Annotated in this window: 24 protein-coding genes; 15 read left to right on the top strand and 9 right to left on the bottom strand. The window is 37.3% G+C overall.

Annotation, left to right across the window (positions count from 1 at the left end; translation table 11 throughout):
* The first annotated feature begins 409 nt into the window (after positions 1–409).
* Positions 410–703 (top strand): hypothetical protein, encoded by a 294-nt coding sequence (locus ACMZ42_RS13780; RefSeq protein ID WP_415731802.1) that lies wholly within the window; start codon positions 410–412, stop codon positions 701–703.
* A gap of 243 nt (positions 704–946) precedes the next feature.
* Here the strand turns inward: ACMZ42_RS13780 and ACMZ42_RS13775 are convergent, their stop codons facing one another.
* Positions 947–2,479 (bottom strand): SH3 domain-containing protein, encoded by a 1,533-nt coding sequence (locus tag ACMZ42_RS13775; RefSeq protein WP_415731800.1) that lies wholly within the window; start codon positions 2,477–2,479, stop codon positions 947–949.
* Positions 2,480–3,253: 774 nt separating this feature from the next.
* Between ACMZ42_RS13775 and ACMZ42_RS13770 the strand changes: the two genes are divergently transcribed.
* Positions 3,254–3,484 carry a hypothetical protein gene (locus tag ACMZ42_RS13770; protein WP_415731799.1) on the top strand — a complete coding sequence of 77 codons (231 nt, stop codon included), beginning with the start codon at positions 3,254–3,256 and terminating at the stop codon, positions 3,482–3,484.
* Positions 3,485–4,278: 794 nt separating this feature from the next.
* Here ACMZ42_RS13770 and ACMZ42_RS13765 read toward each other — a convergent pair.
* Both ACMZ42_RS13765 and ACMZ42_RS13760 read right to left on the bottom strand, forming a co-directional pair.
* A complete protein-coding gene (locus ACMZ42_RS13765; protein ID WP_415731798.1) occupies positions 4,279–4,476 on the bottom strand; it encodes a hypothetical protein in 198 nt (65 codons plus the stop codon).
* 244 nt (positions 4,477–4,720) lie between these two features.
* Positions 4,721–5,317 carry a class I SAM-dependent methyltransferase gene (locus ACMZ42_RS13760; protein WP_402872265.1) on the bottom strand — a complete coding sequence of 199 codons (597 nt, stop codon included), beginning with the start codon at positions 5,315–5,317 and terminating at the stop codon, positions 4,721–4,723.
* A 173-nt stretch (positions 5,318–5,490) separates the two neighbouring features.
* Between ACMZ42_RS13760 and ACMZ42_RS13755 the strand changes: the two genes are divergently transcribed.
* A complete protein-coding gene (locus ACMZ42_RS13755; RefSeq protein WP_415731797.1) occupies positions 5,491–5,844 on the top strand; it encodes a helix-turn-helix transcriptional regulator in 354 nt (117 codons plus the stop codon).
* Between the two features lie 38 nt (positions 5,845–5,882).
* Here the strand turns inward: ACMZ42_RS13755 and ACMZ42_RS13750 are convergent, their stop codons facing one another.
* Positions 5,883–7,352 (bottom strand): aminotransferase class I/II-fold pyridoxal phosphate-dependent enzyme, encoded by a 1,470-nt coding sequence (locus ACMZ42_RS13750; RefSeq protein WP_370083761.1) that lies wholly within the window; start codon positions 7,350–7,352, stop codon positions 5,883–5,885.
* Positions 7,353–7,503: 151 nt separating this feature from the next.
* On the opposite strand from ACMZ42_RS13750, the gene ACMZ42_RS13745 reads away from it, so the two are divergent.
* On the top strand, positions 7,504–8,463 hold the full coding sequence (locus ACMZ42_RS13745) for an NAD(P)H-dependent flavin oxidoreductase (RefSeq protein ID WP_415731796.1): 960 nt from the start codon (positions 7,504–7,506) through the stop codon (positions 8,461–8,463).
* 20 nt (positions 8,464–8,483) lie between these two features.
* Complete coding sequence (locus tag ACMZ42_RS13740) at positions 8,484–8,771, top strand: UPF0223 family protein (protein ID WP_370083138.1); 288 nt, start codon at positions 8,484–8,486, stop codon at positions 8,769–8,771.
* Positions 8,772–9,064: 293 nt separating this feature from the next.
* On the opposite strand, the gene ACMZ42_RS13735 is transcribed toward ACMZ42_RS13740, so the two are convergent.
* The gene (locus ACMZ42_RS13735) at positions 9,065–9,691 is read right to left on the bottom strand and encodes a YktB family protein (RefSeq protein ID WP_415731795.1); all 627 of its coding nucleotides are present in this window, start codon (positions 9,689–9,691) and stop codon (positions 9,065–9,067) included.
* Positions 9,692–9,814: 123 nt separating this feature from the next.
* Between ACMZ42_RS13735 and ACMZ42_RS13730 the strand changes: the two genes are divergently transcribed.
* Positions 9,815–10,012, top strand: coding sequence for a hypothetical protein (locus tag ACMZ42_RS13730; protein ID WP_370083134.1), 198 nt, complete (start codon positions 9,815–9,817; stop codon positions 10,010–10,012).
* Positions 10,013–10,202: 190 nt separating this feature from the next.
* Entirely contained in the window at positions 10,203–10,997 is a 795-nt protein-coding gene (locus ACMZ42_RS13725; protein WP_370083132.1) for an inositol monophosphatase family protein, read from the top strand.
* 57 nt (positions 10,998–11,054) lie between these two features.
* On the opposite strand, the gene ACMZ42_RS13720 is transcribed toward ACMZ42_RS13725, so the two are convergent.
* On the bottom strand, positions 11,055–11,240 hold the full coding sequence (locus ACMZ42_RS13720) for a DUF5325 family protein (RefSeq protein WP_370083130.1): 186 nt from the start codon (positions 11,238–11,240) through the stop codon (positions 11,055–11,057).
* Positions 11,241–11,378: 138 nt separating this feature from the next.
* Between ACMZ42_RS13720 and typA the strand changes: the two genes are divergently transcribed.
* From typA to ACMZ42_RS13695, 5 genes are all read left to right on the top strand, one after another.
* Positions 11,379–13,223 (top strand): translational GTPase TypA, encoded by a 1,845-nt coding sequence (gene typA / locus ACMZ42_RS13715; protein ID WP_370083128.1) that lies wholly within the window; start codon positions 11,379–11,381, stop codon positions 13,221–13,223.
* 30 nt (positions 13,224–13,253) lie between these two features.
* A complete protein-coding gene (locus tag ACMZ42_RS13710; RefSeq protein WP_370083126.1) occupies positions 13,254–13,652 on the top strand; it encodes a YlaH-like family protein in 399 nt (132 codons plus the stop codon).
* Positions 13,653–13,913: 261 nt separating this feature from the next.
* The gene (locus ACMZ42_RS13705; protein WP_415731794.1) at positions 13,914–14,906 is read left to right on the top strand and encodes an ABC transporter substrate-binding protein; all 993 of its coding nucleotides are present in this window, start codon (positions 13,914–13,916) and stop codon (positions 14,904–14,906) included.
* 1 nt (position 14,907) lies between these two features.
* The gene (locus ACMZ42_RS13700; protein WP_370083122.1) at positions 14,908–15,675 is read left to right on the top strand and encodes an ABC transporter ATP-binding protein; all 768 of its coding nucleotides are present in this window, start codon (positions 14,908–14,910) and stop codon (positions 15,673–15,675) included.
* The gene (locus tag ACMZ42_RS13695; RefSeq protein WP_370083120.1) at positions 15,668–16,462 is read left to right on the top strand and encodes an ABC transporter permease; all 795 of its coding nucleotides are present in this window, start codon (positions 15,668–15,670) and stop codon (positions 16,460–16,462) included. Before ACMZ42_RS13700 ends, ACMZ42_RS13695 begins: the two co-directional genes overlap by 8 nt.
* A gap of 727 nt (positions 16,463–17,189) precedes the next feature.
* Here the strand turns inward: ACMZ42_RS13695 and ACMZ42_RS13690 are convergent.
* Together ACMZ42_RS13690 and ACMZ42_RS13685 are read right to left on the bottom strand one after the other, a co-directional pair.
* Positions 17,190–17,393 carry a YlaI family protein gene (locus tag ACMZ42_RS13690; RefSeq protein WP_053483434.1) on the bottom strand — a complete coding sequence of 68 codons (204 nt, stop codon included), beginning with the start codon at positions 17,391–17,393 and terminating at the stop codon, positions 17,190–17,192.
* Positions 17,394–17,404: 11 nt separating this feature from the next.
* On the bottom strand, positions 17,405–17,905 hold the full coding sequence (locus ACMZ42_RS13685) for a peptidyl-prolyl cis-trans isomerase (RefSeq protein ID WP_415731793.1): 501 nt from the start codon (positions 17,903–17,905) through the stop codon (positions 17,405–17,407).
* 182 nt (positions 17,906–18,087) lie between these two features.
* Between ACMZ42_RS13685 and ACMZ42_RS13680 the strand changes: the two genes are divergently transcribed.
* From ACMZ42_RS13680 to pyc, 3 genes are read left to right on the top strand one after another with little or no spacing between them, the layout of a single operon-like run.
* On the top strand, positions 18,088–18,369 hold the full coding sequence (locus ACMZ42_RS13680; RefSeq protein ID WP_049668302.1) for a YlaN family protein: 282 nt from the start codon (positions 18,088–18,090) through the stop codon (positions 18,367–18,369).
* 60 nt (positions 18,370–18,429) lie between these two features.
* Positions 18,430–19,614, top strand: a complete 1,185-nt coding sequence (locus ACMZ42_RS13675) for an FtsW/RodA/SpoVE family cell cycle protein (RefSeq protein ID WP_370083116.1) — start codon at positions 18,430–18,432, stop codon at positions 19,612–19,614.
* A gap of 12 nt (positions 19,615–19,626) precedes the next feature.
* Positions 19,627–23,061, top strand: coding sequence for a pyruvate carboxylase (pyc, locus tag ACMZ42_RS13670; protein WP_415731792.1), 3,435 nt, complete (start codon positions 19,627–19,629; stop codon positions 23,059–23,061).
* Between the two features lie 595 nt (positions 23,062–23,656).
* On the opposite strand, the gene ACMZ42_RS13665 is transcribed toward pyc, so the two are convergent.
* Positions 23,657–24,580: a COX15/CtaA family protein gene (locus ACMZ42_RS13665; RefSeq protein WP_370083112.1), complete on the bottom strand. Its 924-nt coding sequence runs from the start codon at positions 24,578–24,580 to the stop codon at positions 23,657–23,659.
* Positions 24,581–24,725 lie beyond the last annotated feature (145 nt).

The following is a 24,725-nucleotide window of genomic DNA, read 5'->3' as shown; positions in this document are numbered from 1 at the left end:
GCTATATACAGTTTATATTTTTATTAAAAGTCAAGAATTAAAGTAATGCACTTAATATTTCTGGATCTATATACAATGTGCAACATTATAATATGATATTTTTTAAGCTGAACTAATTTTGATCTTGGTTCAGCTTTTATGTGTGTTTTAAGTGTTGGTTTGAAATAAAGATTGATCAAAAGTATGCTACGGCTGTTGTTATAATCTAACTCAAAGTTGAAAGGGTTAGACCTCAACGCCTCGCCCTGCTGTAACAGTCAATCTCCCTTGTTAGTCATACAGATCCATCTCCCACCAACATTTGAAAACATGTTGCACTATACCAAACAACTGATTATTCAGATATTCAACTAACGGAGCAGTTTAGTTGATTAAGCTAACGAATTTTAAAGGAGAGTAGAAATTGAGTATGAATCAATTATATTTATCTTTAAATAAAGCAGGTTTGATGTTTAAGGGGAATTCAGAACAGGGAGAGGGTGATTTCATTCATCTTGAAACTGACGAGAATGGAACAACAAATTCAGTGGATGTAAATACATTTGAAACGCTTTTTGGGGATGTAAAAGGGAATCCAAGCTACGAGGCATTGTCGGGTTCTCATACTTTTAAATGGGAAGATACGCAATACACTATGACAGCAGAGGAAATGGGTTATCAAAAGTACTTTAACAAGTGGAAAGAGCAAGGGTTGTTTAACTAACGAGAGCGGTAGGTTAATAAGAAAAGGGCTTGCGTGTATGATTGAATCTCATATATGCAAGTCCTTTTGTTATGCTTTCTCAATCACTCCAGTAGCTTAACACAAGACTTTGTAGCTCCCATCAAGCAATCTGTGTCAATGAATTTAGTTATAAAAGGTTCGAGGAGTGTCGAGAAAGGATTTATTAAACATAAAAAAGAAAAGATGACTTTTATAGTCACCTTTTCACTTGTAAGTAGCAATTTAGTTATTGAATATTTGTTCGTAACGGTGGAAGAATGCCACTGTGTGCGCTCTTGTTAGAGAATCATTTGGTTTAAACTCTTCATTTGTTTTAGTAGTTGTTAAACCATTATCACGAAGGAATTTAATAGCTTCTGACTGAGATACAGTCTTACCATAATGCATTGAAGCTAAGATACGAGCGAAGTTACCCCGTGTGATATCCTTACCTGCAATGGCTTGTTTGGATGCTGTGTTTGCACCTAGCACTGGTAGAGAGTATTTTGTAGCCAGTTGGTAGTTTTTGTCTCCATACCATGAAGTTTTAGCTATCGTTGAAGCTAGTTCTGATGGTTTGAAGTAACGAAATAGGATAGATAACATTTGGTTTTCCGTTAAGTTAGTGTACGGTTTAAGTAAGTTTTCGTACTTACCTGTTGATGGGTTTTTCACGTTTGGGTCTCCACTGATGATACCGATGTTGACAGCCCACTTAAAATCCTCAGCCCAGTATTGGTTTGCATCGTAATCAGCAAACTTCGTTACATCAACGTTGCCCGTTGTGGGCGGTGTTACTGGAGGTGTTGGTGTTGGTGTTGGCGTTGGTGTTGAAGCTGAGTAGTTTAAATAACTTGATGCTACATACCCCTTTGTCCCGTCACTTCTTTTCACAGGATACCAAACAAAATGGTTTTTCTTCGTTGATACTTCTTCATATTCAAAAGGACCCGTAATGGTAACAATTTCGCCTTCACGTAAAGTATCAAAAGGACTATCAATAGAAGGTCTTGTTCTAAATTTTACATTAGTTGTTGTTGCACTAACTTTTTGATTTGTTTCAAAAAAATACTTTGATTTTGTTAATGGTAAATCAAAATCATAGTTCATCTCTGAAAATTTAATATTTTCCCTGCTGTTAGAGTCATATTGAAAATCTTCGCGTGAAAAAGGCAGCTCTGTTAAGTCTATTAATTCTAATTTCTCAATAATTTGGAGAATTCTTTCTTGATAGGCATTTGTATTTCTTACATCAGTTGCTTGGACAATTGGACTATTTACTGGCTTAGTACCGTTATAAGCCATGATAGCGAAGTACCAATGTTCCAGTACATCTCTTTCCCCACCGTTGATGCTAGGTAAATCCTTCCGCTCAAACATTTTATTTAGAGTCTCTACACCAGCTTGAATATTATAGACAATATCGCTTTTTAGTTTATCTTGATTGTAGCCGGCTTGATTTGTAATTTGCATAATGCCAATTCCCTTATCAGCTGTCACAATCGCTTCACCATTCATATCGAAATGACGCCAATTTCCACTTTCACCTTCCGCTATTGCTTTCACAATTTCAGGAGGAACATCATAACTCAGTGCTGTTTCGGTTAACAAACAGTTCATTGTGGAATAATCAGGGTTTTTTTTCGATGCCGATTTATAATCACATGTATTTGCAATATTATTATTATTAGCTAATACATTTTTATCTATATTTATAGATAGAGAGAGGGCACCAATGGCAATAACACTAATCAATGGTTTCAATATCTTTTTCATATCTGAATATTACACTTCCTTTCATATTTTCTAAAGTTATAAGATTCAGATATATGTTATCATAAACCCAATATTTGGGATAGTGGTAATATTCAATGTTTCTTTCATTTAACAGGATTGAGTGATAAATGATAGCCCTAACATATATTGTTTAATATTGATTCGGTGAAAGGGTTGTAAATAGTGATTGTTGGATTTTTACCTTTTTGTTAAATATGTAAGCTTCCTAAAGTCCATTGAGACAAGCCCAAGCCAAATCTATCAACTCTTACAGGCTCGTTAAATGGCTCTGTAAGCTTGCTCGATTGTTGTTGTAAGCTGACTCAAAGTTGAAAGAATTGAACTTTGCCACACTCCTTATTTCAACCAAGAGCTTGTGTTTGTTTTTTCGCTTCTTATATTTATTAATCCGATTCAAATAGAAAAAGCACACCAATTTAATGATGTGCTACCGCAATCTCATCATAGCTCGATTTATAAGCTCACACTTCCGCACACCCATATTTGTAAATATGTTTCACTAGACATAGCAACTGATTATTCAGTTATTCAACTAACGGAGCAGGATAGTTGAATAAGGAAAAAATTACATATATAAAATAAGGCATTATATTGTTAAGATTTGATAGGTAAAGTATTCTATGGAATGAAATTGGAACAGTGGCGTTTCTCCAACAAGTGAGGACGTCTTTTTAATTAACGTAGCAGAATTGAGGAATAACGATGTCAGAACATTTAATATAAAGTATCAATACTTCTTGGTAGGTGAAATCAGTGTATTTTAAAGCATTTTTAAAAAAGGAAAAAATAGATATATTAATTTTTGCATCAGCTATGATTCTTGGATGTGTTTCAAGTTATATATTTATTAATGGGCCTGTAACGTGGGCAGGTCCTATTGGGTGTATTACCGCATATATAGTAATGTTCTTTTGGGAATATAGAAAATTTAAAAGAGATACTAAAGAATCAAATAAACTATTACATAATAGAAGGAGTTTTTAATACTATTAAGAACTCTGTTTCTTCTTTACTAATTTTTTAACTTTGTGAATAAATACACTTAAACAAACGGGGTGCGATTGTTCAATTAGAGCAGTCGCTTCTTGTGCTAACGGTGCAGTTTAATTGCACAAGATTGTGTTATAAACTGAAACTTTTACCAATATATACCGTCAAACTTACGTACGGAGAATTATTCTGGAATGTGCACTTAATTTTTGAAAGAGGAATTTAGAAATGATGAAACAAGCTATAATTTCAGGAATTGTATTTAGTTCAATTTTGTTAGTTGGGTGTAATGGGGAGTAGAAAGAAGAACAAGTTCAAGAGAAAATGACTGAGGGAATGGAAAGCGAGCGGAAGTATTAGTTGCTTCGAAAAAAGGGGAAATTGATGAAATACCAAATTTATTATCTGAATTGCCATAGGTGGTGTTTTGTATCGATAAGAATCCAGAACAAGAAATTAAACGAACTAAAATAAAAGCAAAATGTGGCTGTAAGGGTTCTTCTGTTCCAGCAACAGAAGGCATTCTTGGTTTATCAACTCGGACACCTTTTAATTCTTCTTTTAATTGATTTAATATAGCTAATTAATGGATTATTATATGGATATTGATTTAAACGGATTATTGCTTTATAAAATGATTTTAATGCTGACAAAAAACGACTAATTGTATTCGGACTTTTATTGAATTAGTCTTGATCTCGGATCTTGCAGTTCATTTCATGCATTAAATAATCTGCAACAACAACTCGTATCTTTTCTTCTTCATCATTCCATTGCACTCGTTCCCCTTAAAAATTACTTTCTTCCTCTAACCATTTGAAAAAGGGAAGTAAACAGTTTAAATAGGATGTTGCAGAGCTCTTATCAATTCGTCCTAAACAATCATTAAAATAATCTGATAATGGTAAAAAGGGTTGGTTTTCTTTAAATACTAAAAGCTTATACTTACTTTCTATATGTTTTGGGCAGTATTCATACCAATACAAAAACATTCACCTCCACTAATTAAAAACAACTAATATTACTTTAATTTTTTACATTGTAATTTGGTGCATACTTCAATAAATTACAATGTAATACTTAACAAAATAAAAAATGTACACCACAAAAATTTATTTTAGTAATGTACATTTTCGTAATTTGTGCAACATTATAAACAAGTTATGATTGAATCAAATACCATGTACAATTACTTGTTTTTAACCTTACAGAGTACTGTATATAGTCTTTTTAATTTTTTTCTATAATAAATTGAATGGTATGAGCAAGTCCTGTGTGGAGTATACCTTCATTTCGCATTTGTTCACCTGTGAAAAAATGGATGATCTTATAAGGTTGACACCATTTTAGAACATCCAAAGGATCATATAAAAAATCAAGCTGTTTTGGGCCACCTGACGCGTAAGGTAGTTGATAAATTGAATAAAGTTCCATCATAATACGGCCGCCAGATTTTACAGAGTTCACAATCCTCTTAAACACTTCTTGTTGCTGTTCAACCGGAAAATGTCCAAACACCATAATAGCAGCATCAAACTTTTCTACTGGTAGTTCATCTTGCAGTAAGTCAGTAAGCTTTGTATGAACTGAAACATTATGTTTTTCTGCGAGCTGTTCTGTTTTTTCAAGACCGCTTTCTGCATAATCAAAGGCAGTTACTGTATGCCCCTGTAAAGCTAAAAATACAGCATTTCGACCTTCACCTTCGGCATATGCAGCCACATTTGGATAATCCTTTAAATAGTGTACATAGTCTTCTATAAATGTATTTGGCTGCTCACCATACACATATTCAGCTGTTTTAAATCGTTGATCCCATGTATTCATTCCATCACTCCTCACTAAATAGTGTAAGTAAAATATGCTCTAGAATCGAATTTTTTGCTCAGTTTCTTTGAAAGCAACCATGCGTTGCGAATTAGCAAATGATAACTTCTAGAATAAAGTGTAATAATCCATTATTATTTGATCAAAATCCTATATGTTGGAGGTGAAATTTAATGAATTTAGAAAACCGTTTAAAGGAATTGAGAGAACAGCATAAGTATACACAGGATGATGTCGCAGCTTTTTTTAATATTTCAAGACAATCCGTTTCAAAATGGGAGTTAGGAAAAGGCTATCCTGATATAGATAATTTAAGAAGGTTAAGTGATTTATATAAAATTTCTTTAGACCAGCTTATTACAGGTGAAGAAAAATATCATAAACTAGAAGCCTCAGCCCCAACCCCAGCTTCAGCCACTGATTCAAATAAATCCGATCATAAAACTGTTGGGGATTTCTTGTGGAGGCATTGGTGGCTTGTTTTTCCTATATTTGGTATGTTATCTGCTTGGTTCCATTATTATTAATCAATAAAAAGCTACCTCTCTTTGAGGTAGCTTTACCATTAAATAATAGGTTTGCGTTCTTTAATGACGCGAATTGTTTTTAATGTTGTATCTTCTGGTCCTTGAACAGGTAAACCAGCTTCAATATTCATTTGAATATAACGAATATTTTCTTGAGTAATTATTTCCCCGGGAATAAAAATCGGAATACCTGGGGGATATACCATAACAAATTCTGCGCAAATACAATTATCCGCTTCTGCAAGTGGAACAACTTCAGTATCTGCATAAAATGCATCACGTGGTGACATAGCAAGTGCAGGAATTTCTGGTACATTGACCATTGTTTCAGTAATAGCAGCTTCTGAATCGAATGCTTTTGACATACGGCTAAGGGCATTGATAAGGAGATTAATTTCCTTTTTCGTATCACCTAATGTCACTAAACATAAAATATTGTATAGATCTGATAATTCTACTTCAATATTTGCATTGTGACGAAGCCATTCTTCAGCTTGATGACCAGAGATACCTAAATCTTTAATACTTATTAATAGCTTTAAAGGATCCATATCATAAGTTGCTGATGAATTTAATTTTTCTTTACCAGCACATTTTAAATGTGGAATTTGGTTAATGCGTTTACGTGCATCCTTTGCCAAGCGAAGTGCATCGCCAATTAAATCATAACCATGGATCGCTAGCTGACGTCGAGCTGTGTCAAGGGAAGCGAGTAATGGATAAGATGTCGATGTTGTTGTTAGCATCGACAGGATAGCTTGGACACGTTTTGCAGAAACAAGTCCTTCACGAACATTTAAAATAGACGTTTGAGTCATAGAACCGCCAAGCTTATGTACGCTGGTTGCAGCCATATCAGCTCCAGCTTCCATTGCAGAGTATGGAAGATCATCATGGAATTTAATGTGTACACCATGTGCTTCATCGACAACTACCGGAATATTGCGGCTATGGACTATTTCGACAATACGCTTTAAGTCTGCTGAGAAGCCGAAGTACGTTGGATTAATAACAAGAACTGCCTTTGTATCTGGATAAGCATTTAAAGCTTTTTCAACAGCTTCAGGCGATATTCCATGAGAAATACCATATTCACTATCTACTTCAGGATGAATAAAAATCGGGATTGCTCCAGCGAAAACAATCGCCGACATAATGGATTTATGAACATTCCGTGGTACTAGAATCTTATCACCTGGACCGACGACGGTCAGAATCATCGCCATGATGGCGCCACTAGTACCTTGAACGGAAAAGAATGTATGATCAGCACCAAAGGCTTTGGCAGCAAGTGCTTGCGCTTCTTTAATAGCGCCCTTTGGTGAATGTAAATCGTCTAGTGGAGCAATATTAATTAAATCAATTGATAAAACGTTGTCGCCGACGAATTCTCGGAACGCAGGGTCCATACCTTGACCTTTCTTATGGCCTGGAATATGGAACTGAATTGGGTGTCTGTTCCGATGTTTAAGTAATACGTCGAACAATGGAGTCTCTAATTGTGACAACGCAGGTACCACCTCACTTTATAATATGTAAGAAAACAAATGAATTATAGCACCTAATTGCAAGAAAAAATAGACTTTACAGAAAAAAATAAAATAAAAAGGATATTTTGATAATTTCGAGAAATTAGTATCGTAGGAAAGGGGAGATACTATGAATTGGAATTCACGTGTAACAGAGCTTTTAAATATTAAATACCCAATTATTCAAGGGGGATTAGCCTATTTAGCATATGCAGATTTAGCAGCGGCGGTGTCGAATGCTGGGGGGCTAGGGCAAATAACAGCAATGAGTTTACGAGATCCTGACTTATTGCGCGCAGAGATTCATAAAGTACGAACATTAACGGATAAACCGTTTGGCATAAATTTTGCAATTGGTATGTATGGCACTGGTTATGAAGATATGGTGCATGTTGCAGTGGAAGAAAAAGTACCAGTTGTTACAATGACTGGTGGGAATCCTGCACCAATTTTTGATATTTTAGAAGGAACGGATATTAAAAAATTAGTACTTGTTGCTGCACGTAGACAAGCTCAAAAGGCGGAACAACTAGGTGCAGATGCTGTTATGGTTGTTGGTCAAGAGGGTGGAGGTCATCTTGGACGTGATGATATAGGGACAATGGTACTTGTGCCACAGGTTGTAGATAGTGTGAAAATACCTGTTATTGCCTCGGGTGGAATTGGCGATGGTCGTGGCTGGATGGCAGCTCATGCACTAGGAGCAGAGGGAATTGAAATGGGTACTCGTTTTATAGCGACAAAGGAATGTGTTGATGCCTCTGAGGCTTATAAAGAAGCCTTAATCGGAAGCACCGAGGCAGATACGACTGTTATAAAACGCTCTATAGGTGCACCGGCAAGAGCGTTGAGCAGTGAATTTACGGAAAAGATATTAGAAATTGAGCGTACTACACCTACGTATGAGGCATTAAAAGATTATATTAGCGGGAAAGCAAATAAACGTTTTATTTATGATGGCGAAAAAGATGAAGGAATTGGCTGGGCTGGACAAGTTACAGGAATGATCCACGATATTCCAACAGTCGAGGAGCTAATCACTCGAATGCTTGCAGAAGCAGAAAGTATCCGGGTAAAATGGTGTCAGTAAGATAAAGGTGGTTATGTCCAATGGAATACTCTTATCCATTTTCAACTGATTGGTCAACTGAGGAAATTGTTGATGTTGTCCAATTTTTTGAAGGAATTGAACAAGCTTATGAAAAAGGCATTAAGCGTGAAGTAATGATGACGAAATATCGTCGTTTTAAAGAAATTGTTCCTTCACAGTCCGAGGAAAAAACAATTTTCCGTGAGTTTGAAGAAGCAAGTGGCTATGTCAGTTACCCTGTTGTGAAACAAGCAAAAGAAGGAACTGATGGCACGATTATTAAAGTTGCCCCGAAGCAACGTCGATAAAAATGTGGACGTGAGAAATACTCACGTCCACATTTTTTATCTGCTAGCTTTACACTATCCCTGTGTTAAAAATAAGCGTATTTCATATACTACATAAACAATATAAAACATCCCAATTTTTTGAAAAGAAGAGAAAAAATAAATAATTTCCTCAAACCCTCATCCATAAGAATATTCCTCAAATAAATTTTCAATAGCTAGGAATAATAACGAAAATTTTCCACAATATATAAATATCATTAAAATTGTTTTAGTTATTATGTCACAAAGCTTGAAGCACAATCCGTCAAACTTTATTTTCCAACAATGATGTTATAAATAGGGAGTAAACGGCTAAAGGTTTCTTCCGTTAATTGATGAAGTTGGCTAGCTGACAGCTTGACAGCTTGATCTTTTGGAATATGGCGACCTACTAAAAACTCGCCTTTTTTAACATCACGTAAACGGATAAGTAATTCATCTAGCTTGTCTTCCTTTGCATCTTGCATGGAAATGGCTGCTGGAGACATGTGGTCCCCAGAGACAATGAAATCCTCAGGAAGCTGCTGCAGCATTGCTCTGTTGGCAATTAAACGTTCTGCCATCACATTTTTTTGTGGAGCTTCATAAATAATAGCTAAGACGATGAATAAATGTGTGCTCCAAAGTCCAATCTGAAAGTGAGGTAATGATTTATAACCTCTTTTGTACGGAGCGAAAGCAACCCAGCTGTCGTTTGGGGGATTTACTGTTCTACGCGCATGCTTCGCAACATGAGGATAAAATTCTTCTCCGAGATGACTCGAAAAGAAGGAAGAAAAATCCTCTCCAAGCAATTGGAATTTTGGACGTACACATACATTTAAAGCATCCATTCTCTGTTCTAAACCGTCTATTTGAAAAACATTGAAGTCTTTGTTAGTCCACTTTATTTTCGGCATTTTTATTAACTCCTTTCGATTTATAAGGTTTATTTTATAAGGAAAATGGGAAAAAATCTTATAACAAGCATTTTATCGAATGTGACAAGTTTTGTGAAAAAATAAAAAAAGGAAGTGATTTTTATGAAACCAATCGTAAAAATTATACGTAAAGTCGACATTGAAAAGCAATATGAACACATTTTGCAATTAGAATTAGATTATGAATTAGCCTCGCTATTCTCGGCAATGAATGAAAAAAATGAAATTGAAATTGAAAAAAGTAAAAAACGTCTTGGTGAAATTCAGCTGGAACTTGAAAGCTTGCACGCCTATGCGTAATAAAAATAATATTCCGATTTGAAAAATCACTTGCTGAATATTCCGACAGCAGGTGATTTTTATTGCTATAAAGGGTAAAATAGACAGTATATCATAATGGAAAGTTATATTTTCAGGGAAGAATTATGTGCTGCTTATTAAGTAGGCTAAAAGCATAGGACCTTTTCTTATAATCGAAGGGTGGGTTTTTATGGATTTACAACAAATTGATCAATTTGCGAAAAGTATTATATATGAAGCGGGTAGCCGTATTCGAGAGGCCTTTTCGTACAATCTAGTTATCGAGACAAAATCAAGTGCAAACGACCTTGTCACAAATATTGACCGTGAAACAGAATTATTTTTTATCGAAAAAATACGAGGTTTCGATCCAACCCACAAAATTTTAGGGGAAGAGGGTATGGGAGAGAAAGTTGAGTCGTTAGATGGTGTTGTATGGATTATTGATCCAATCGATGGCACGATGAATTTTGTGAAACAACATCGTCATTTTATGATTTCTATCGGTATTTTTGTTAATGGGGTAGGCAAGCTTGGTTACATATTTGATGTAATGCGTGAAGATTTATTTTATGCTATTGCAGGTGAAGGGGCATGGTACAATGACTCACCATTACGTAAATTGCAGTCAGTCAAAATAGAAGAATCGGTCATTGGTATAAACGCACACTGGGTAGCACCAAATCGACATATTCACAATGAAAAAGTAATTGAAATGGTTCGGAAAATACGTGGAACGCGGTCATATGGTTCAGCCGCAATGGAAATAGCGTTTGTTGTCAGTGGTAAATTAGATGCTTATGTATCAATGCGACTATCGCCGTGGGATATAGCTGGAGGTACGATTATCGCCAAGGAAGTTGGTGCTATTACCACTAATTTACACGGAGAGGGCTTTGATTTCTTGCATCAGGATACGTTTATTATTGCCAATCCTTCTATACACAAAGAGTTATTAGAAAAATATATTGTGCCTTATGAATAAAAAAGGAGCTGTCTATTTTTTAGACAGGCTCCTTCTTACATTAGCAATCAACTCTTATTAAAGTAAACCTTGCTCACGTAGTTTACGTTTCATTTTAAAGGCTGTCATGAAAATGACACAAGTAGCAACAATGCCTGCTATTATACCTAATACACTGTCAATTGCCACTGAATATCCGATAGAACACATTGCTAAAACAGCTGCTAATGCGTAAATGGCCATTACGAATTTTGCACGATTCATAGCCGAGCCTCCTATATTAAAAATTTGTAAATAAAATATATTTTTTAGAATGAGGAAAATTCTAATAAGGACATTTCTATCCTTCTTGTGCTATAATATCACAGTTAAACATTCGAAAAAAGAATATGGAGTGGAATAATGACAAACTTACGTCAAGATCTTCGCAATATCGCAATAATCGCCCACGTTGACCATGGTAAAACTACTTTAGTCGACCAATTACTAAAACAATCAGGTACATTCCGTTCAAACGAACGTGTTGAAGAACGTGCAATGGACTCTAACGATATTGAACGCGAACGTGGTATTACGATTTTAGCTAAAAATACAGCAGTAAACTATGAAGGAACTCGTATCAACATCCTTGATACGCCTGGACACGCTGACTTCGGTGGTGAGGTAGAACGAATTTTAAAAATGGTAGATGGCGTTGTACTAGTTGTCGATGCGTATGAGGGTTGTATGCCACAAACACGTTTTGTGTTGAAAAAAGCATTAGAACAACGTTTAACACCAATCGTTGTTGTTAATAAAGTAGACAAAGATTCAGCTCGTCCACTAGAAGTAGTAGATGAAGTACTTGAATTATTCATTGAACTAGGTGCAGATGAAGATCAATTAGAGTTCCCTGTTGTCTATGCTTCAGGTGTAAATGGTACAGCTTCTTTAGACGCTGATCCATCTAAGCAAGAAGCGGATATGAAATGTCTATTTAAGAAAATTATCGAAGCTATTCCAGCACCAATTGATAACTCAGAAGAGCCATTACAATTCCAAGTAGCTTTACTTGACTATAATGACTTCGTTGGACGTATCGGTATTGGTCGCGTATTCCGCGGAACAATTTCTGTAGGTCAACAAGTATCTCTTATGAAGTTAGACGGAACAGTGAAAAACTTCCGTGTAACGAAAATCTTTGGTTTCTTCGGCTTAAAACGTGAAGAAGTTGAGACAGCAAAAGCTGGTGACTTAATCGCCGTTTCAGGTATGGAAGACATCAACGTTGGTGAAACAGTTTGCCCTGTTGAGCACCCAGAAGCGCTAACGCCATTACGTATTGATGAGCCAACTTTACAAATGACTTTCTTAGTAAACAATTCTCCATTCGCAGGTCGTGAAGGGAAATGGGTTACTTCTCGTAAAGTAGAAGAGCGTTTACGTGCTCAATTACAAACAGACGTATCTTTACGTGTTGAAGATACTGATTCTCCAGATGCTTGGACAGTTTCAGGTCGTGGAGAGCTTCACTTATCTATCCTTATCGAAAACATGCGTCGTGAAGGCTTCGAATTACAAGTGTCAAAACCACAAGTAATCGTGCGTGAAATCGACGGCGTGAAATGTGAACCTTTCGAACGCGTTCAAATCGATGTGCCTGAAGAAAATGTTGGTTCAATTATTGAATCAATTGGTACACGTAAAGGTGAAATGCTTGATATGGTGAACAACGGCAGTGGTCAAGTTCGTTTAACGTTCTTAGTACCAGCTCGTGGATTAATCGGTTATACAACTGAATTCATGTCGATGACAAAAGGTTTCGGTATTATCAACCATACGTTCGATTGCTATCAGCCGTTATTACCAGGAAGAATTGGTGGCCGTCACCAAGGTGTACTAGTTTCAATGGAAACTGGTAAATCAACAACTTATGGTATGATGCAAATTGAAGACCGTGGTACACTGTTCTTGGAGCCAGGTACAGATATTTACGAAGGTATGATCGTTGGAGAAAATACTCGTGACGCTGATATCACTGTAAACATCACAAAAATGAAACAAAAAACAAACATCCGTTCAGCAAACAAAGACCAAACGAATGTTATTAAAAAGCCACGTATTCTATCACTAGAAGAAGCGCTTGAATACTTAGGTGATGACGAGTACTTAGAAATCACACCAGAATCTATTCGCCTTCGTAAACAAATTCTAGATAAAAACGAACGTGAGAAAGCAGCGAAAAAATTACGTAACGCAGAACAATAATTTTCCGCTGACATGAAAGGAAGAGGAGTCTTGGATATAAAGTCCGCTTTATTGGGTGAACTAAATGTTATTCAAGTTGCTGCATCAACAAATGCAGAGGAAACAACAAAGGTTTATGAGAGAATGGCTGGTATAACAAGATTTTTATATGAAAATTTACCGAGCTATGACATTGCAGGCTACGTTGTATTTCTTCTTGTATTTGTACTTTCTGCTATTGTCTATAAATTAGGCTTTGCAAAGAAGTTAAAGCTATCTCAAAATATTGCCATTTATGTATTCCTGTTCCTAGGGTGTATTATGTTGACATTTTTCGCGTTGTTCCTACCTATGATTGAGGGTCTCATCGTAGCGGCGTTAATTTTGATTGTATATAAAACACGTATGTGGCGTGAAAAAAGAGAAGAGCAACAAGCTGCAAATCGATGAGGGTAGCTTGGCTCCTATACCGTGAAACTTGTATTGAGTTTTTAAGTAATAAAACAGCCTTAGCATTAATTTGCTAAGGCTGTTTTATTTGGTATAGTAAAAAATTTTATCGTTTTAAGCCATCTACATATAAACGATTGGCTACGGAACCCATTTTCAATCGATTGTGTCTCTCAAACCTAAATTGATTGGCACCGAAATCTTCTAGTGTGAATAAGTTAATGTCGATAGGCTTATTTCATCAATCAAGGAGGAAATGGAATGCGGTGGCTTAAAAAAGGTTTACTATTTAGTGTTATTGCTTTATTATTCCTTTCTTTGACGGCGTGCAATAAAACAGAGCTTGAAAAAGTCAAAGTTGGGGAAGTGACGCGCTCGATTTTCTATGCGCCGCAGTATGTAGCACTTGAAAAAGGGTACTTCAAGGATGAAGGGCTTTCCGTTGAGCTACAAACAATTGCAGGTGGCGATAAGACAATGACGGCGTTACTTTCTAATGGCATTGATATCGCCTTAGTTGGATCGGAAACTTCTATTTATGTAACGCTCCAAGGCGCCAATGACCCGATTCAAAATTTTGCGCAGTTAACTCAAACTGATGGCACATTTTTAGTGGCGCGTAAAAAGATGGATAATTTTTCATGGGATCAATTAAAAGGCTCTACATTTTTAGGACAACGTAAAGGTGGAATGCCACAAATGGCTGGTGAGTTTGTCCTGAAAAAACATGGCATTGACCCTGCGAATGATTTAAAGCTCATTCAAAACATTGATTTTGCTAATATTTCTACAGCCTTTGCTTCTGGAACAGGGGACTATGTACAGTTATTTGAACCACAAGCTAGTATCTTTGAGAAAGAAGGTAAAGGCTATATTGTCGCTTCATTTGGTACTGAATCTGGGCAATTACCTTATACATCATTTATGGCGAAAAGCAGCTATTTAAAAGACAATGCGAAGACAGTTCAAGGCTTTACAAATGCATTGAAACGAGCACAGGATTTTGTACAAAAAGCGAGTCCGGCCGAAATAGCGAAAATTATTCAACCATACTTTGAAAATGTCGATGTTGGATTAATTGAAACAGTGGTTGAGCGTTATAAATCACAAGGTTCCTATGCTACAGATCCTATTTTGGATAAGGGGGAATGGGATAACTTGCAAAAGATCATGGAGGAAGCAGGTGAACTTCCTCAACGGGTGGATTATGAAAAGCTTGTGAATACAACCTTTGCTAAAAAGGCAGCTGAGTAATATGGAAATTTTAAAAGTAGAAAATATTCACCATAGCTATTTTTCAAAAACGCAGGCTAAGGAAGTTTTACGTGATATAAATTTAGATATTCGTGAAGGTGAGTTTGTTTCTTTTATAGGGCCTAGCGGATGTGGGAAAACGACGTTATTATCAATTATTGCGGGCTTATTTGCGTCTACAGAAGGTAAGGTATACATTGATGGTGAGGAAATTTCATCACACAATCAGTCTCTCATTGGTTACATGCTTCAGCAAGATTATTTATTTCCTTGGAAAACTATCGAGGAAAATGTCACGATTGGTTTGAAAATCATGGAGCGAAGCACTAAAACGCATAAAGTAACTGCAAATGCACTTTTGCGAGAAATTGGTTTACCGCACGTAGGGAATAACTATCCGAGAGAGTTATCAGGTGGCATGCGTCAACGAGTAGCACTGGCAAGAACTTTAGCGGTGGACCCTAAAATTTTATTGCTAGATGAACCGTTTTCGGCACTTGATTATCAGTCTAAATTAAAACTGGAGGATTTGGTTGTTGAAACGTTAAAGGCCTATCAAAAAACTGCAGTTCTTGTAACACATGATATTGGTGAAGCCATTGCGATGAGTGAACGGGTATTTCTATTCTCGGCAAATCCGGGTACATTGCATAGAGTTTTTGAAATACCTTCGGAGTTACAAGAGCTTTCACCTTTTGATGTTCGACAGCATCCAGCATATTCAGATATATTCCAAACTATTTGGAAGGAGCTGGAGAGTCTTGGATAATGCTTTATTTAAACAGTATCTGCAAATGCTAAAAAAAGAAAAGCGCTATGTTCGATTATATCAGCTTATTATCTTACTCGTATTTTTTTGTGGGTGGGAGCTTCTTTCAAGATTTGGATGGATTGACCGTTTAATTTTTAGTTCACCAACGCAGGTATGGCACACATTAGTAGAAAAAGTGAGTGATGGTACGTTAACACTGCACGTTGGTGTAACGTTAATGGAAACAATCATTGGCTTTATTGCTGGTACATTAATAGGTACTTTAATAGCAATCGTATTGTGGTGGTCACCGATGCTATCAAAGGTGCTGGATCCATATTTAGTAATTTTAAACGCCATGCCGAAAGTTGCCTTAGGGCCAATTTTAATAGTCGCTCTTGGTCCGGGGTATTTTTCAATTATAGCGATGGGTGCGTTGATTTCAATCATTATTACAACCATCGTAGTTTATACAGCTTTTAAAGGGGTAGATCCAAACTACAGCAAAGTATTACAAACTTTTGGGGCAACTAGATGGCAAATATTTAGGGCAGTTATTTTACCTGCTTCGTTCCCAACGATTATTTCTACTTTGAAAGTAAATGTAGGACTTTCTTGGGTAGGTGTCATTGTAGGTGAGTTTTTAGTTGCTTCCAAAGGGCTAGGTTATTTAATTATTTATGGCTTCCAGGTGTTTAATTTTAATCTTGTGCTTATGTCACTTCTCATCATTGCTTTCTTTGCTACGATTATGTATCAGGTTGTCGAGTTAATTGAGAAGGCGATTGTAAAAAATAATGATTAGACGACGAAGGAGGTGTCTCAAAAATAATGAGACACTTCCTTCAGTTGTTGAAAAACTCTTATATCAATGAAATTAAGGTTTCCCATTATATAAAGTATGGCTCTTCGGCAAAGTGCGGGGGTTGATTTCCGTTCCGACTGGGTGCTTTGTCGCTGACACTTCGCTTTCGCGCAGAGCAAAGCTTCCTAGGGGCGTCCGATGAGCCGCTTCGCTTCGCTGCAGGGTCTCGGGCCAACAGATGTCTTTTGCGCGAAAGCGTAGTGCTAACGAAGCGTCAGTAGCACGATGTTGGTCACGAGGGCGTTATCACAGGACGTGATGGTTTTAGCCTTCGTTCCTCTTTTGCTAATCCCCTAGGAGTCACCCAGCCTCCACTCCAATCAACCACTTCACATAGCGCGTATCTTCTGGCATGTTACTCTAATTTATAGTGATAAACCAAAATTTCAGCAGCAAATGTTTTCTGTGCGAAAGCGAAGCGTCAGCAACAAATGTTTTCTGTGCGAAAGCGAAGCGACAGCAACAAATGTTTTCTTCGATGAAATGAAGTGTCAGCGGCCCAGGGTTACGATCGTATCACTGTTATAAGTCTTTCCGTTCGATTAGAGAGCCTGGAATCACCTTTATCTAAAGCATCACAACATTCACAAAAATGTCCTTGACCATTTTATTTTTCAACACTATAAAGGAGGTGTCTCAAATAATGAGTCACCTCCTTCAATTGCTGTTAAAATTCTTTATCCATTTGTGGTGAAGTACGATAAAAACGGAAATTTCCTGTTTCAATGCGTGCAACGGTATTTTCTTCAATACGATCATGGCATGTGCCACACATATACGTATGAATTGGTCGATTGCGTAATTTTTTTGCTAACGGTAAATTATCATCTAAATTGTTAATTGTATCGCAAATAACGCATTTTACGCGCATTGCATTCCCTCCTACTCAGCACGAATTGCTACTATATTTTTGATAGGGTTGTCTACATTTGAACCGTCTCTAAATAGCACATGAACAGGGCCATCTTCCATTAATGGCTTGCCATCTTGGCTATATTTTAAAATTAATGTGTAAGCTTCTTCAATTGTAAATGAATATTCTTTGCCATCTTCACATTCAATGACGATTGTTGTTGCTTCAGGTTTAATCTCAGCATTTTTCAAGAAGTGACTTAATTCAATCCCGAAAGTACCTGTTGCCATCCCTTTGCGGTCAAATTTTCGTTCTGATTTCAATGTTGGTGGGAAAGTAGCTCCTTCCATAATCTCACGCGACCAGTGAGCACCTACCTCACGCATATATTTAATATCCGAATCTTCCTCAACTTCTTTTGTATCGAAGTACGTTTTTAAATCTAATTTACGATCATCGAAAATCCAAACAGTGGGATCTAATGTTAGTTGGAATGTAACTGCGCCCTTGATAGGAATTATTGTTTCCATTATAGAAATCCTCCTCAAATCTTGTATATCCATGAAATAGTATAACGCTAATGACTAGAGATAATAAAGAAATATAATTCGATTTCTCTATTTTCCAATGTAGACACTTGCATTTTTAACGACTAAAAGATAAACTTTATTAAGATAGAATCGAAGAAATATCAGATAATGGGGGCGTCCTCATGGATACTAAATCACAAACTTCTTTTCAGGAGAAGGCTTTGGAGCTTTTAGTTGCTGATGCAGACAAAATTGCTCGCCTCATTCGAGTACAAATGGATCATTTAACAATGCCACAATGCCCTTTATATGAAGAAGTATTAGATACACAAATGTTCGGCCTTTCACGTGAAATTGACTTTGCTGTGAAGCTTGGACTCGTTGATCGTGAAAAAGGCAAAGAAATTCTCGATTCACTCGAGAAAGAGCTTTCTGTACTACATGACGCGTATACAGACAAATAAAAAGAAAAAACTCAAACGCAATTTGCGATTTGAGTTTTTTTTCTAGAATGAGGTTTTCCGATGAAACAATATTTAAAACGTTATGCACAAAATTTTGATTACCCATTATTTTTTACTGTCCTATTTTTATGCTTATTTGGATTAGTAATGATTTATAGTTCAAGTATGATGGTAGCGATTGCAATAAAAGAAAAGGCGCCAGATTATTATTACCACAAGCAAGTAATCAATTTATCTGTAGCTTTTCTTGGATTTTTAGTAGCGGCATTTTTCCCGTATAAGCATTATGCGAATAAAAAAGTTATGTTGATACTTACCGCTGTATTAGTTGTACTATTTACTTGGGTAAAAATTGCTGGTAATGGTGATGAAGTAGGAATAGGGTCTAAAAGTTGGATTCATGTCCCTGGTTTTGGGAACTTTCAGCCTTCTGAATATGCGAAGCTATTTATAATTTTATATTTTGCTGCTGCTTTTTATCGGAAGGGACAAAAATATACACTTGAAAAGCTACAACCAACAGAAATATTTTATCCAATATTTATCTGGATTATGGTTGTTGCTGGTGTAGCGTTTGAAACCGACTTGGGAGCAAGTATTATTTTATGTGGAATTGCTGTTTCTGTTGTAGCAGCGAGTGGCATTCCATTTAAAACGTTTTGGAAGTTTTTTGGGGTATTGGGTGCGTTTGGAGGAGTCATCTTTGGTATACTAATGCTGTTTAAAGGAAATATGTTAACGCCAAACCGTATGGGACGTCTTCATTCTTTCATAAACCCGTTTGAGTATGAGAGTGGTAGTGGTCACCAAGTTGTCAATAGTTATTATGCCATTGGCGGAGGCGGTCTAGAGGGAAGAGGTCTCGGTCAATCGATTCAAAAATTGGGGTATTTACCTGAACCACAAACCGATTTTATTATGGCGATTATTATGGAGGAACTAGGAATTTGGGGCGTTCTTATCGTTTTAGGTGGTATAGGATTTATTGTATATAAAGGATTTTCGATTGCGTTGCGCACGAAAGATCCACTAGCACGTATGATTACGGCTGGTATTGCGAGCTGGATTGGCTGGCAAACGTTTATCAATCTTGGGGGTCTAACTGGGTTAATCCCGTTAACCGGTGTAACGCTACCTTTTATTAGCTATGGCGGGACATCTATAATTATTCTATCTTTAGCAATGGGAATATTAATCAATGTTTCTATGTTTGAAAAGGTAGAAAGGAGAAAGACACAATCATAAAGGGGGATATCAATGGAGTCAATCAAAAAAATTCTCGTAGCCAATCGAGGAGAAATTGCAATTCGTATTTTCCGTGCATGTACGGAGTTGAATATCCAAACAGTAGCCATTTATTCGCGGGAGGACAGTGGGGCTTTCCATCGCTTTAAAGCAGATGAGGCCTATTTAGTAGGAGCTGGCAAGAAACCAATTGATGCTTATTTGGACATCGAGGGCATTATTTCGATTGCCAAAGATGCTAATGTTGATGCGATTCATCCGGGTTATGGTTTTTTATCGGAAAACGTAGAATTTGCACGTCGATGTGAAGAAGAGGGGATTGTCTTCATTGGGCCGACTTCTCAGCATTTAAATATGTTTGGAGATAAGGTGAAGGCGCGTGAACAAGCAATTGCTGCAGGCATTCCTGTTATTCCTGGAACAGATGGTCCAGTAGATAATTTAGCAGAGGTAAAGGCTTTTGCTAGCGCATATGACTATCCAATTATGATTAAGGCAGCATTAGGCGGCGGTGGTCGTGGAATGCGTCTTGTTCATACAGAAGAGGAGCTAGCTTCCTCCTATGAACGTGCAAAATCAGAGGCGAAGGCAGCATTTGGCTCTGATGAGGTATATGTAGAAAAGGCTATTATTAAGCCAAAGCATATTGAAGTCCAAATTATTGGCGACCAACAAGGTAATATCATTCATTTATATGAACGTGATTGCTCGATTCAACGTCGTCATCAAAAGGTTGTTGAAATTGCACCATCTAATTCAATTTCGGAAGATTTAAGAAACCGAATTTGTGATGCAGCGGTTCAATTAATGAAAAATGTCTCATACATAAATGCAGGGACAGTAGAGTTTTTAGTCGCAGGCGAGGATTTTTATTTCATCGAAGTCAACCCTCGTATTCAAGTAGAGCATACGATTACTGAAATGATTACGGGTGTTGATATTGTGCATGCCCAAATTAAAGTAGCAGCAGGCTACGGACTGCATAGTGAGGAAATCCACATTCCACAACAGGCAGATGTTCCAATGATTGGCTATGCTATTCAAGCACGTGTTACAACGGAAGACCCTGCTAATGACTTTATGCCAGATACAGGGAAGCTTATGGTGTATCGTTCAAGCGGTGGCTTCGGCGTTCGATTAGATGCCGGAAATGGCTTCCAAGGGGCTGTAGTAACACCGTTCTATGATTCATTGCTGGTGAAAATTTCAACGACAGGGATGACGTTTAAAGAAGCTGCAGCAAAAATGGATCGAAATTTAAAAGAGTTCCGTATTCGTGGGGTGAAAACGAATATCCCATTCTTAAATAATGTCGTGACGCACGAGAAATTTTTAACAGGTGCATTTGATACAAGCTTTATCGATACAACACCTGAGCTATTCATTTTCCCTGAGCGCAAGGACCGTGGGACAAAGCTCTTAAGCTATATTGGTAATGTGACGCTAAATGGCTTCCCTGGAGTAGAGCAGAAAGCGAAACCAATTTTTATACAGCCGAGCATTCCGAGAGTCGATAAACTAATCGTTCCTCCAGCGGGGACGAAGCAAATTTTAGATGCCCAAGGAGCAGACGGGCTTGTGAAATGGATTCTAGAGCAAGAGGACGTGCTATTAACGGATACAACTTTCCGAGATGCGCACCAATCACTTCTTGCGACACGTGTACGTTCACAGGATATGTTCGAAATTGCAGATGCAACAGCGCGTATGATGCATGATTTCTTCTCACTCGAAATGTGGGGAGGCGCGACGTTTGATGTGGCTTACCGTTTCTTAAAAGAAGACCCATGGGAGCGCCTTGCCAAGTTGCGCGAACAAGTACCGAATGTGCTATTCCAAATGTTATTACGTGGTGCGAATGCAGTTGGTTACACAAACTATCCAGACAATTTAATTCGTGAATTTATCGCTGAATCAGCGGCATCAGGCATTGATGTTTTCCGTATTTTCGATAGCTTGAACTGGATTAAAGGAATGGAAGTAGCCATTGATGCTGCACGTCAATCAGGTAAAATTGCTGAAGCTGCGATCTGTTACACAGGAGATATTTTTGATGAAACAAGAGCGAAATATTCAGTTCAATACTACAAGGAAATGGCAAAAGAGCTGGAAGCAGCAGGTGCCCATATTTTAGCGATAAAAGATATGGCTGGATTATTGAAACCAGAAGCAGCATATCGTTTAATTTCCGAGTTGAAAGAGACGACAAGCCTACCAATCCATCTGCATACGCATGATACAAGTGGCAATGGTATTTATTTATATGCCAAAGCGATCGAGGCGGGAGTGGACATCATTGATACGGCGCTCGGTTCGATGGCAGGTTTAACGTCCCAGCCAAGTGCAAATTCCTTGTACTATGCAATGAAGGGCAGTAAGCGTGGGGTTCGTGCCGATATTGATGCGCTTGAAAAGTTATCGTACTACTGGGAAGATGTGCGTAAATATTATAAGGATTTTGAAAGCGGCATGATTAGCCCGCATTCAGAAATTTATGTCCACGAAATGCCAGGAGGCCAATACAGTAACTTGCAGCAGCAGGCCAAAGCAGTGGGCCTTGGGGACAGATGGGAAGAAGTGAAGCACATGTATTCCCGTGTAAACCTTCTATTTGGCGATATTGTCAAAGTAACCCCATCATCGAAAGTTGTCGGTGATATGGCGTTATTTATGGTACAAAATGATTTAGATGAAAATTCTGTACTGACAAGAGGGCAAACTATCGACTTCCCAGATTCTGTGATTGAGTTCTTCCAGGGGTATTTAGGACAACCGCATGGCGGCTTCCCAGAGGCACTGCAAAAGGTTGTGTTAAAGGATCGTGAAGCAATTACTGTACGTCCTGGCGAGCTATTAGAGCCTGTGAATTTTGAGCAACTAGAGGCGGTACTCGAGGAAAAATTAAATCGTGCCGTGACGAAACAGGATGTGCTAGCGTTTGCTTTGTATCCAAAAGTGTTTGAAGAGTATGCCAAAACAGTGAACTCCTTCGGTAATATTTCGGTATTAGATACGCCAACATTCCTATATGGTTTAAAACTAGGCGAAGAAATCGAAGTCGAGATCGAAAAAGGAAAAACACTGATTATAAAACTTGTTTCCATTGGTGAACCACAGCACGATGGTACGCGTGTTATTTACTTTGAGCTAAACGGTCAATCCCGTGAACTAGTCATTCAAGATATGACTGTCGAAGTAGATGGTAGCTTGGCATTGAAAGCTGATCCAAGCAATCCAAATCAAATTGGTGCAACGATGCCAGGTACGGTCTTAAAGGTAGTCGTATCAAAAGGAAGCCATGTAAAACGTGGGGATCACTTATTGATTACTGAAGCAATGAAAATGGAAACGACCGTCCAAGCACCGAAAGATGGCATCGTGAAAGAAGTTTACGCAAGTGCGGGCGACGCCATTTCAACAGGTGATTTGTTAATTGAAATTGAATAATTGATAAAAAAGAAGGTTATTAGATGGCTTTTATAGCATACTAATAACCTTTTTCTTTGCTATATTGATTCATCAGCATAATGTAGGATTGCTTTCCCGGGGGCGTCGGGGCAACAAGTCTGTGCGAAAGCGAAGCGACAGCAACAAATGTTTTCTGTGCGAAAGCGAAGCGACAGCAACAAATGTTTTCTGTGCGAAAGCGAAGCGACAGCAACAGGATGTTGGTTTTATCGGAACACTTTCAGGAATTATCGACCAACTTTTGAATTTTATCTACTAACTTTTACGTTTTATCTACTAACTTTTGAATTTTATCTACTAACTTTCACGTTTTATCACCCAACTTTTAAATTTTATCGACATCCACCTTCCAGAGAGCAAAAAAGATTCACACACAAAACTTTATTTTGTCGCAACTAACATATTCATATGACATGTTTTAATAAATGCCATTCCCAACTTTTGATGATGTACCTATAAATATTACTATTGTTTAATAATAAACTTGTGTCGATTTTTTGACATATTATTGAGATAGAAGCGTTTGAAAATAAAAAGATTCGCCATCGGAAATATGGCGAATCTTTTTCTACTATTATTTGTTTTTTTCATTATAATTGCTACGTGCAACTAGCATTACCATATAGCAAAGTAGACCAAATAGAATTGAAATAAATAATGAATGAAGTAATGCGACTGTTAAATTCAATTTAGTTAGAACTACTAGCATACCAGCAATTACTTGTAAAATTACTATCGTAAAGGCAATAATCCAGCCGTAGTAAATAACACGTTGATGTTTATATTCTTTTACAACGTGCCACGTTATGTATGCAATCCAAATGAAAAAGATAAGAACAGCTAGACGATGTCCCATTTGCACCCATTCATACATATTATTAAAAGCTGCGAATGGTGTGTCGTTATAGCAAAATGGCCAGTCAGGACATATTAAGCTAGAATCTGTATGGCGAACAAGCGCCCCTGTATAAACGACTAAATAAGAATAAATTGTGACAGCAATCGTATGCCAACGCAATTTTTTTCCAATAAAAACGTTATCGGCATCAAATTTCCGATCGACTTCAAATACAATCATAGAAAGGAGGAGTACAGCAGCAAAGGAAATAAGAGAAATCCCAAAGTGGAGCGCTAATATGAAATCACCTTGTCCCCACAACACTTGAGCTGCTCCGATAAGAGCTTGTGCGATTAAGAAAAACATCGCTAAGAAACCTAATAATTTTACTTCGCGAATATGACCGAGTTTACGCCATGTCCAAACTGTTAACGCAAGAATTGAAATAGATACGACCCCAGTTACAAGACGATGTGAAAATTCAATTAAGACTGCTGATGTAATTTCTTTTGGAATAAGAGAACCATTGCAATCAGGCCAGTTTCGACCACAGCCTAAGCCACTATCTGTTTTGGTAACTAGTGCCCCACCTAGTAAAACAAGGAGCATTCCAACTGTAGCGGCAACAGCAAACCATTTCATATACCTGTTGTGTTGCATAAAATGAGTCACCTACTTTATCTATGGACATTACATGAAAGTAATGTTTCTGCTACTAGATAATATCGAAAATACAATTAAAATACAACTTGTAATGAGTAGGGAGTATTAGATGTCGATTCCATTTCACAAATTGTTCATAATT

Origin of the sequence: Lysinibacillus sp. NPDC056185 (assembly GCF_047737915.1) — a bacterium.
Classification (GTDB): Bacteria; Bacillota; Bacilli; order Bacillales_A; family Planococcaceae; genus Lysinibacillus.
This window is presented reverse-complemented; position numbering and strand designations above follow the sequence as displayed.

Coding starts and splice junctions, on each gene's coding strand:
- ACMZ42_RS13780 (WP_415731802.1), top strand. CDS start 410: ATGAATCAATTATATTTATCTTTAAATAAAGCAGGTTTGATGTTTAAG.
- ACMZ42_RS13775 (WP_415731800.1), bottom strand. CDS start 2,479: ATGAAAAAGATATTGAAACCATTGATTAGTGTTATTGCCATTGGTGCC.
- ACMZ42_RS13760 (WP_402872265.1), bottom strand. CDS start 5,317: ATGAATACATGGGATCAACGATTTAAAACAGCTGAATATGTGTATGGT.
- ACMZ42_RS13755 (WP_415731797.1), top strand. CDS start 5,491: ATGAATTTAGAAAACCGTTTAAAGGAATTGAGAGAACAGCATAAGTAT.
- ACMZ42_RS13745 (WP_415731796.1), top strand. CDS start 7,504: ATGAATTGGAATTCACGTGTAACAGAGCTTTTAAATATTAAATACCCA.
- ACMZ42_RS13740 (WP_370083138.1), top strand. CDS start 8,484: ATGGAATACTCTTATCCATTTTCAACTGATTGGTCAACTGAGGAAATT.
- ACMZ42_RS13735 (WP_415731795.1), bottom strand. CDS start 9,691: ATGCCGAAAATAAAGTGGACTAACAAAGACTTCAATGTTTTTCAAATA.
- ACMZ42_RS13730 (WP_370083134.1), top strand. CDS start 9,815: ATGAAACCAATCGTAAAAATTATACGTAAAGTCGACATTGAAAAGCAA.
- ACMZ42_RS13725 (WP_370083132.1), top strand. CDS start 10,203: ATGGATTTACAACAAATTGATCAATTTGCGAAAAGTATTATATATGAA.
- ACMZ42_RS13720 (WP_370083130.1), bottom strand. CDS start 11,240: ATGAATCGTGCAAAATTCGTAATGGCCATTTACGCATTAGCAGCTGTT.
- typA (WP_370083128.1), top strand. CDS start 11,379: ATGACAAACTTACGTCAAGATCTTCGCAATATCGCAATAATCGCCCAC.
- ACMZ42_RS13705 (WP_415731794.1), top strand. CDS start 13,914: ATGCGGTGGCTTAAAAAAGGTTTACTATTTAGTGTTATTGCTTTATTA.
- ACMZ42_RS13700 (WP_370083122.1), top strand. CDS start 14,908: ATGGAAATTTTAAAAGTAGAAAATATTCACCATAGCTATTTTTCAAAA.
- ACMZ42_RS13690 (WP_053483434.1), bottom strand. CDS start 17,393: ATGCGCGTAAAATGCGTTATTTGCGATACAATTAACAATTTAGATGAT.
- ACMZ42_RS13685 (WP_415731793.1), bottom strand. CDS start 17,905: ATGGAAACAATAATTCCTATCAAGGGCGCAGTTACATTCCAACTAACA.
- ACMZ42_RS13680 (WP_049668302.1), top strand. CDS start 18,088: ATGGATACTAAATCACAAACTTCTTTTCAGGAGAAGGCTTTGGAGCTT.
- ACMZ42_RS13675 (WP_370083116.1), top strand. CDS start 18,430: ATGAAACAATATTTAAAACGTTATGCACAAAATTTTGATTACCCATTA.
- pyc (WP_415731792.1), top strand. CDS start 19,627: ATGGAGTCAATCAAAAAAATTCTCGTAGCCAATCGAGGAGAAATTGCA.
- ACMZ42_RS13665 (WP_370083112.1), bottom strand. CDS start 24,580: ATGCAACACAACAGGTATATGAAATGGTTTGCTGTTGCCGCTACAGTT.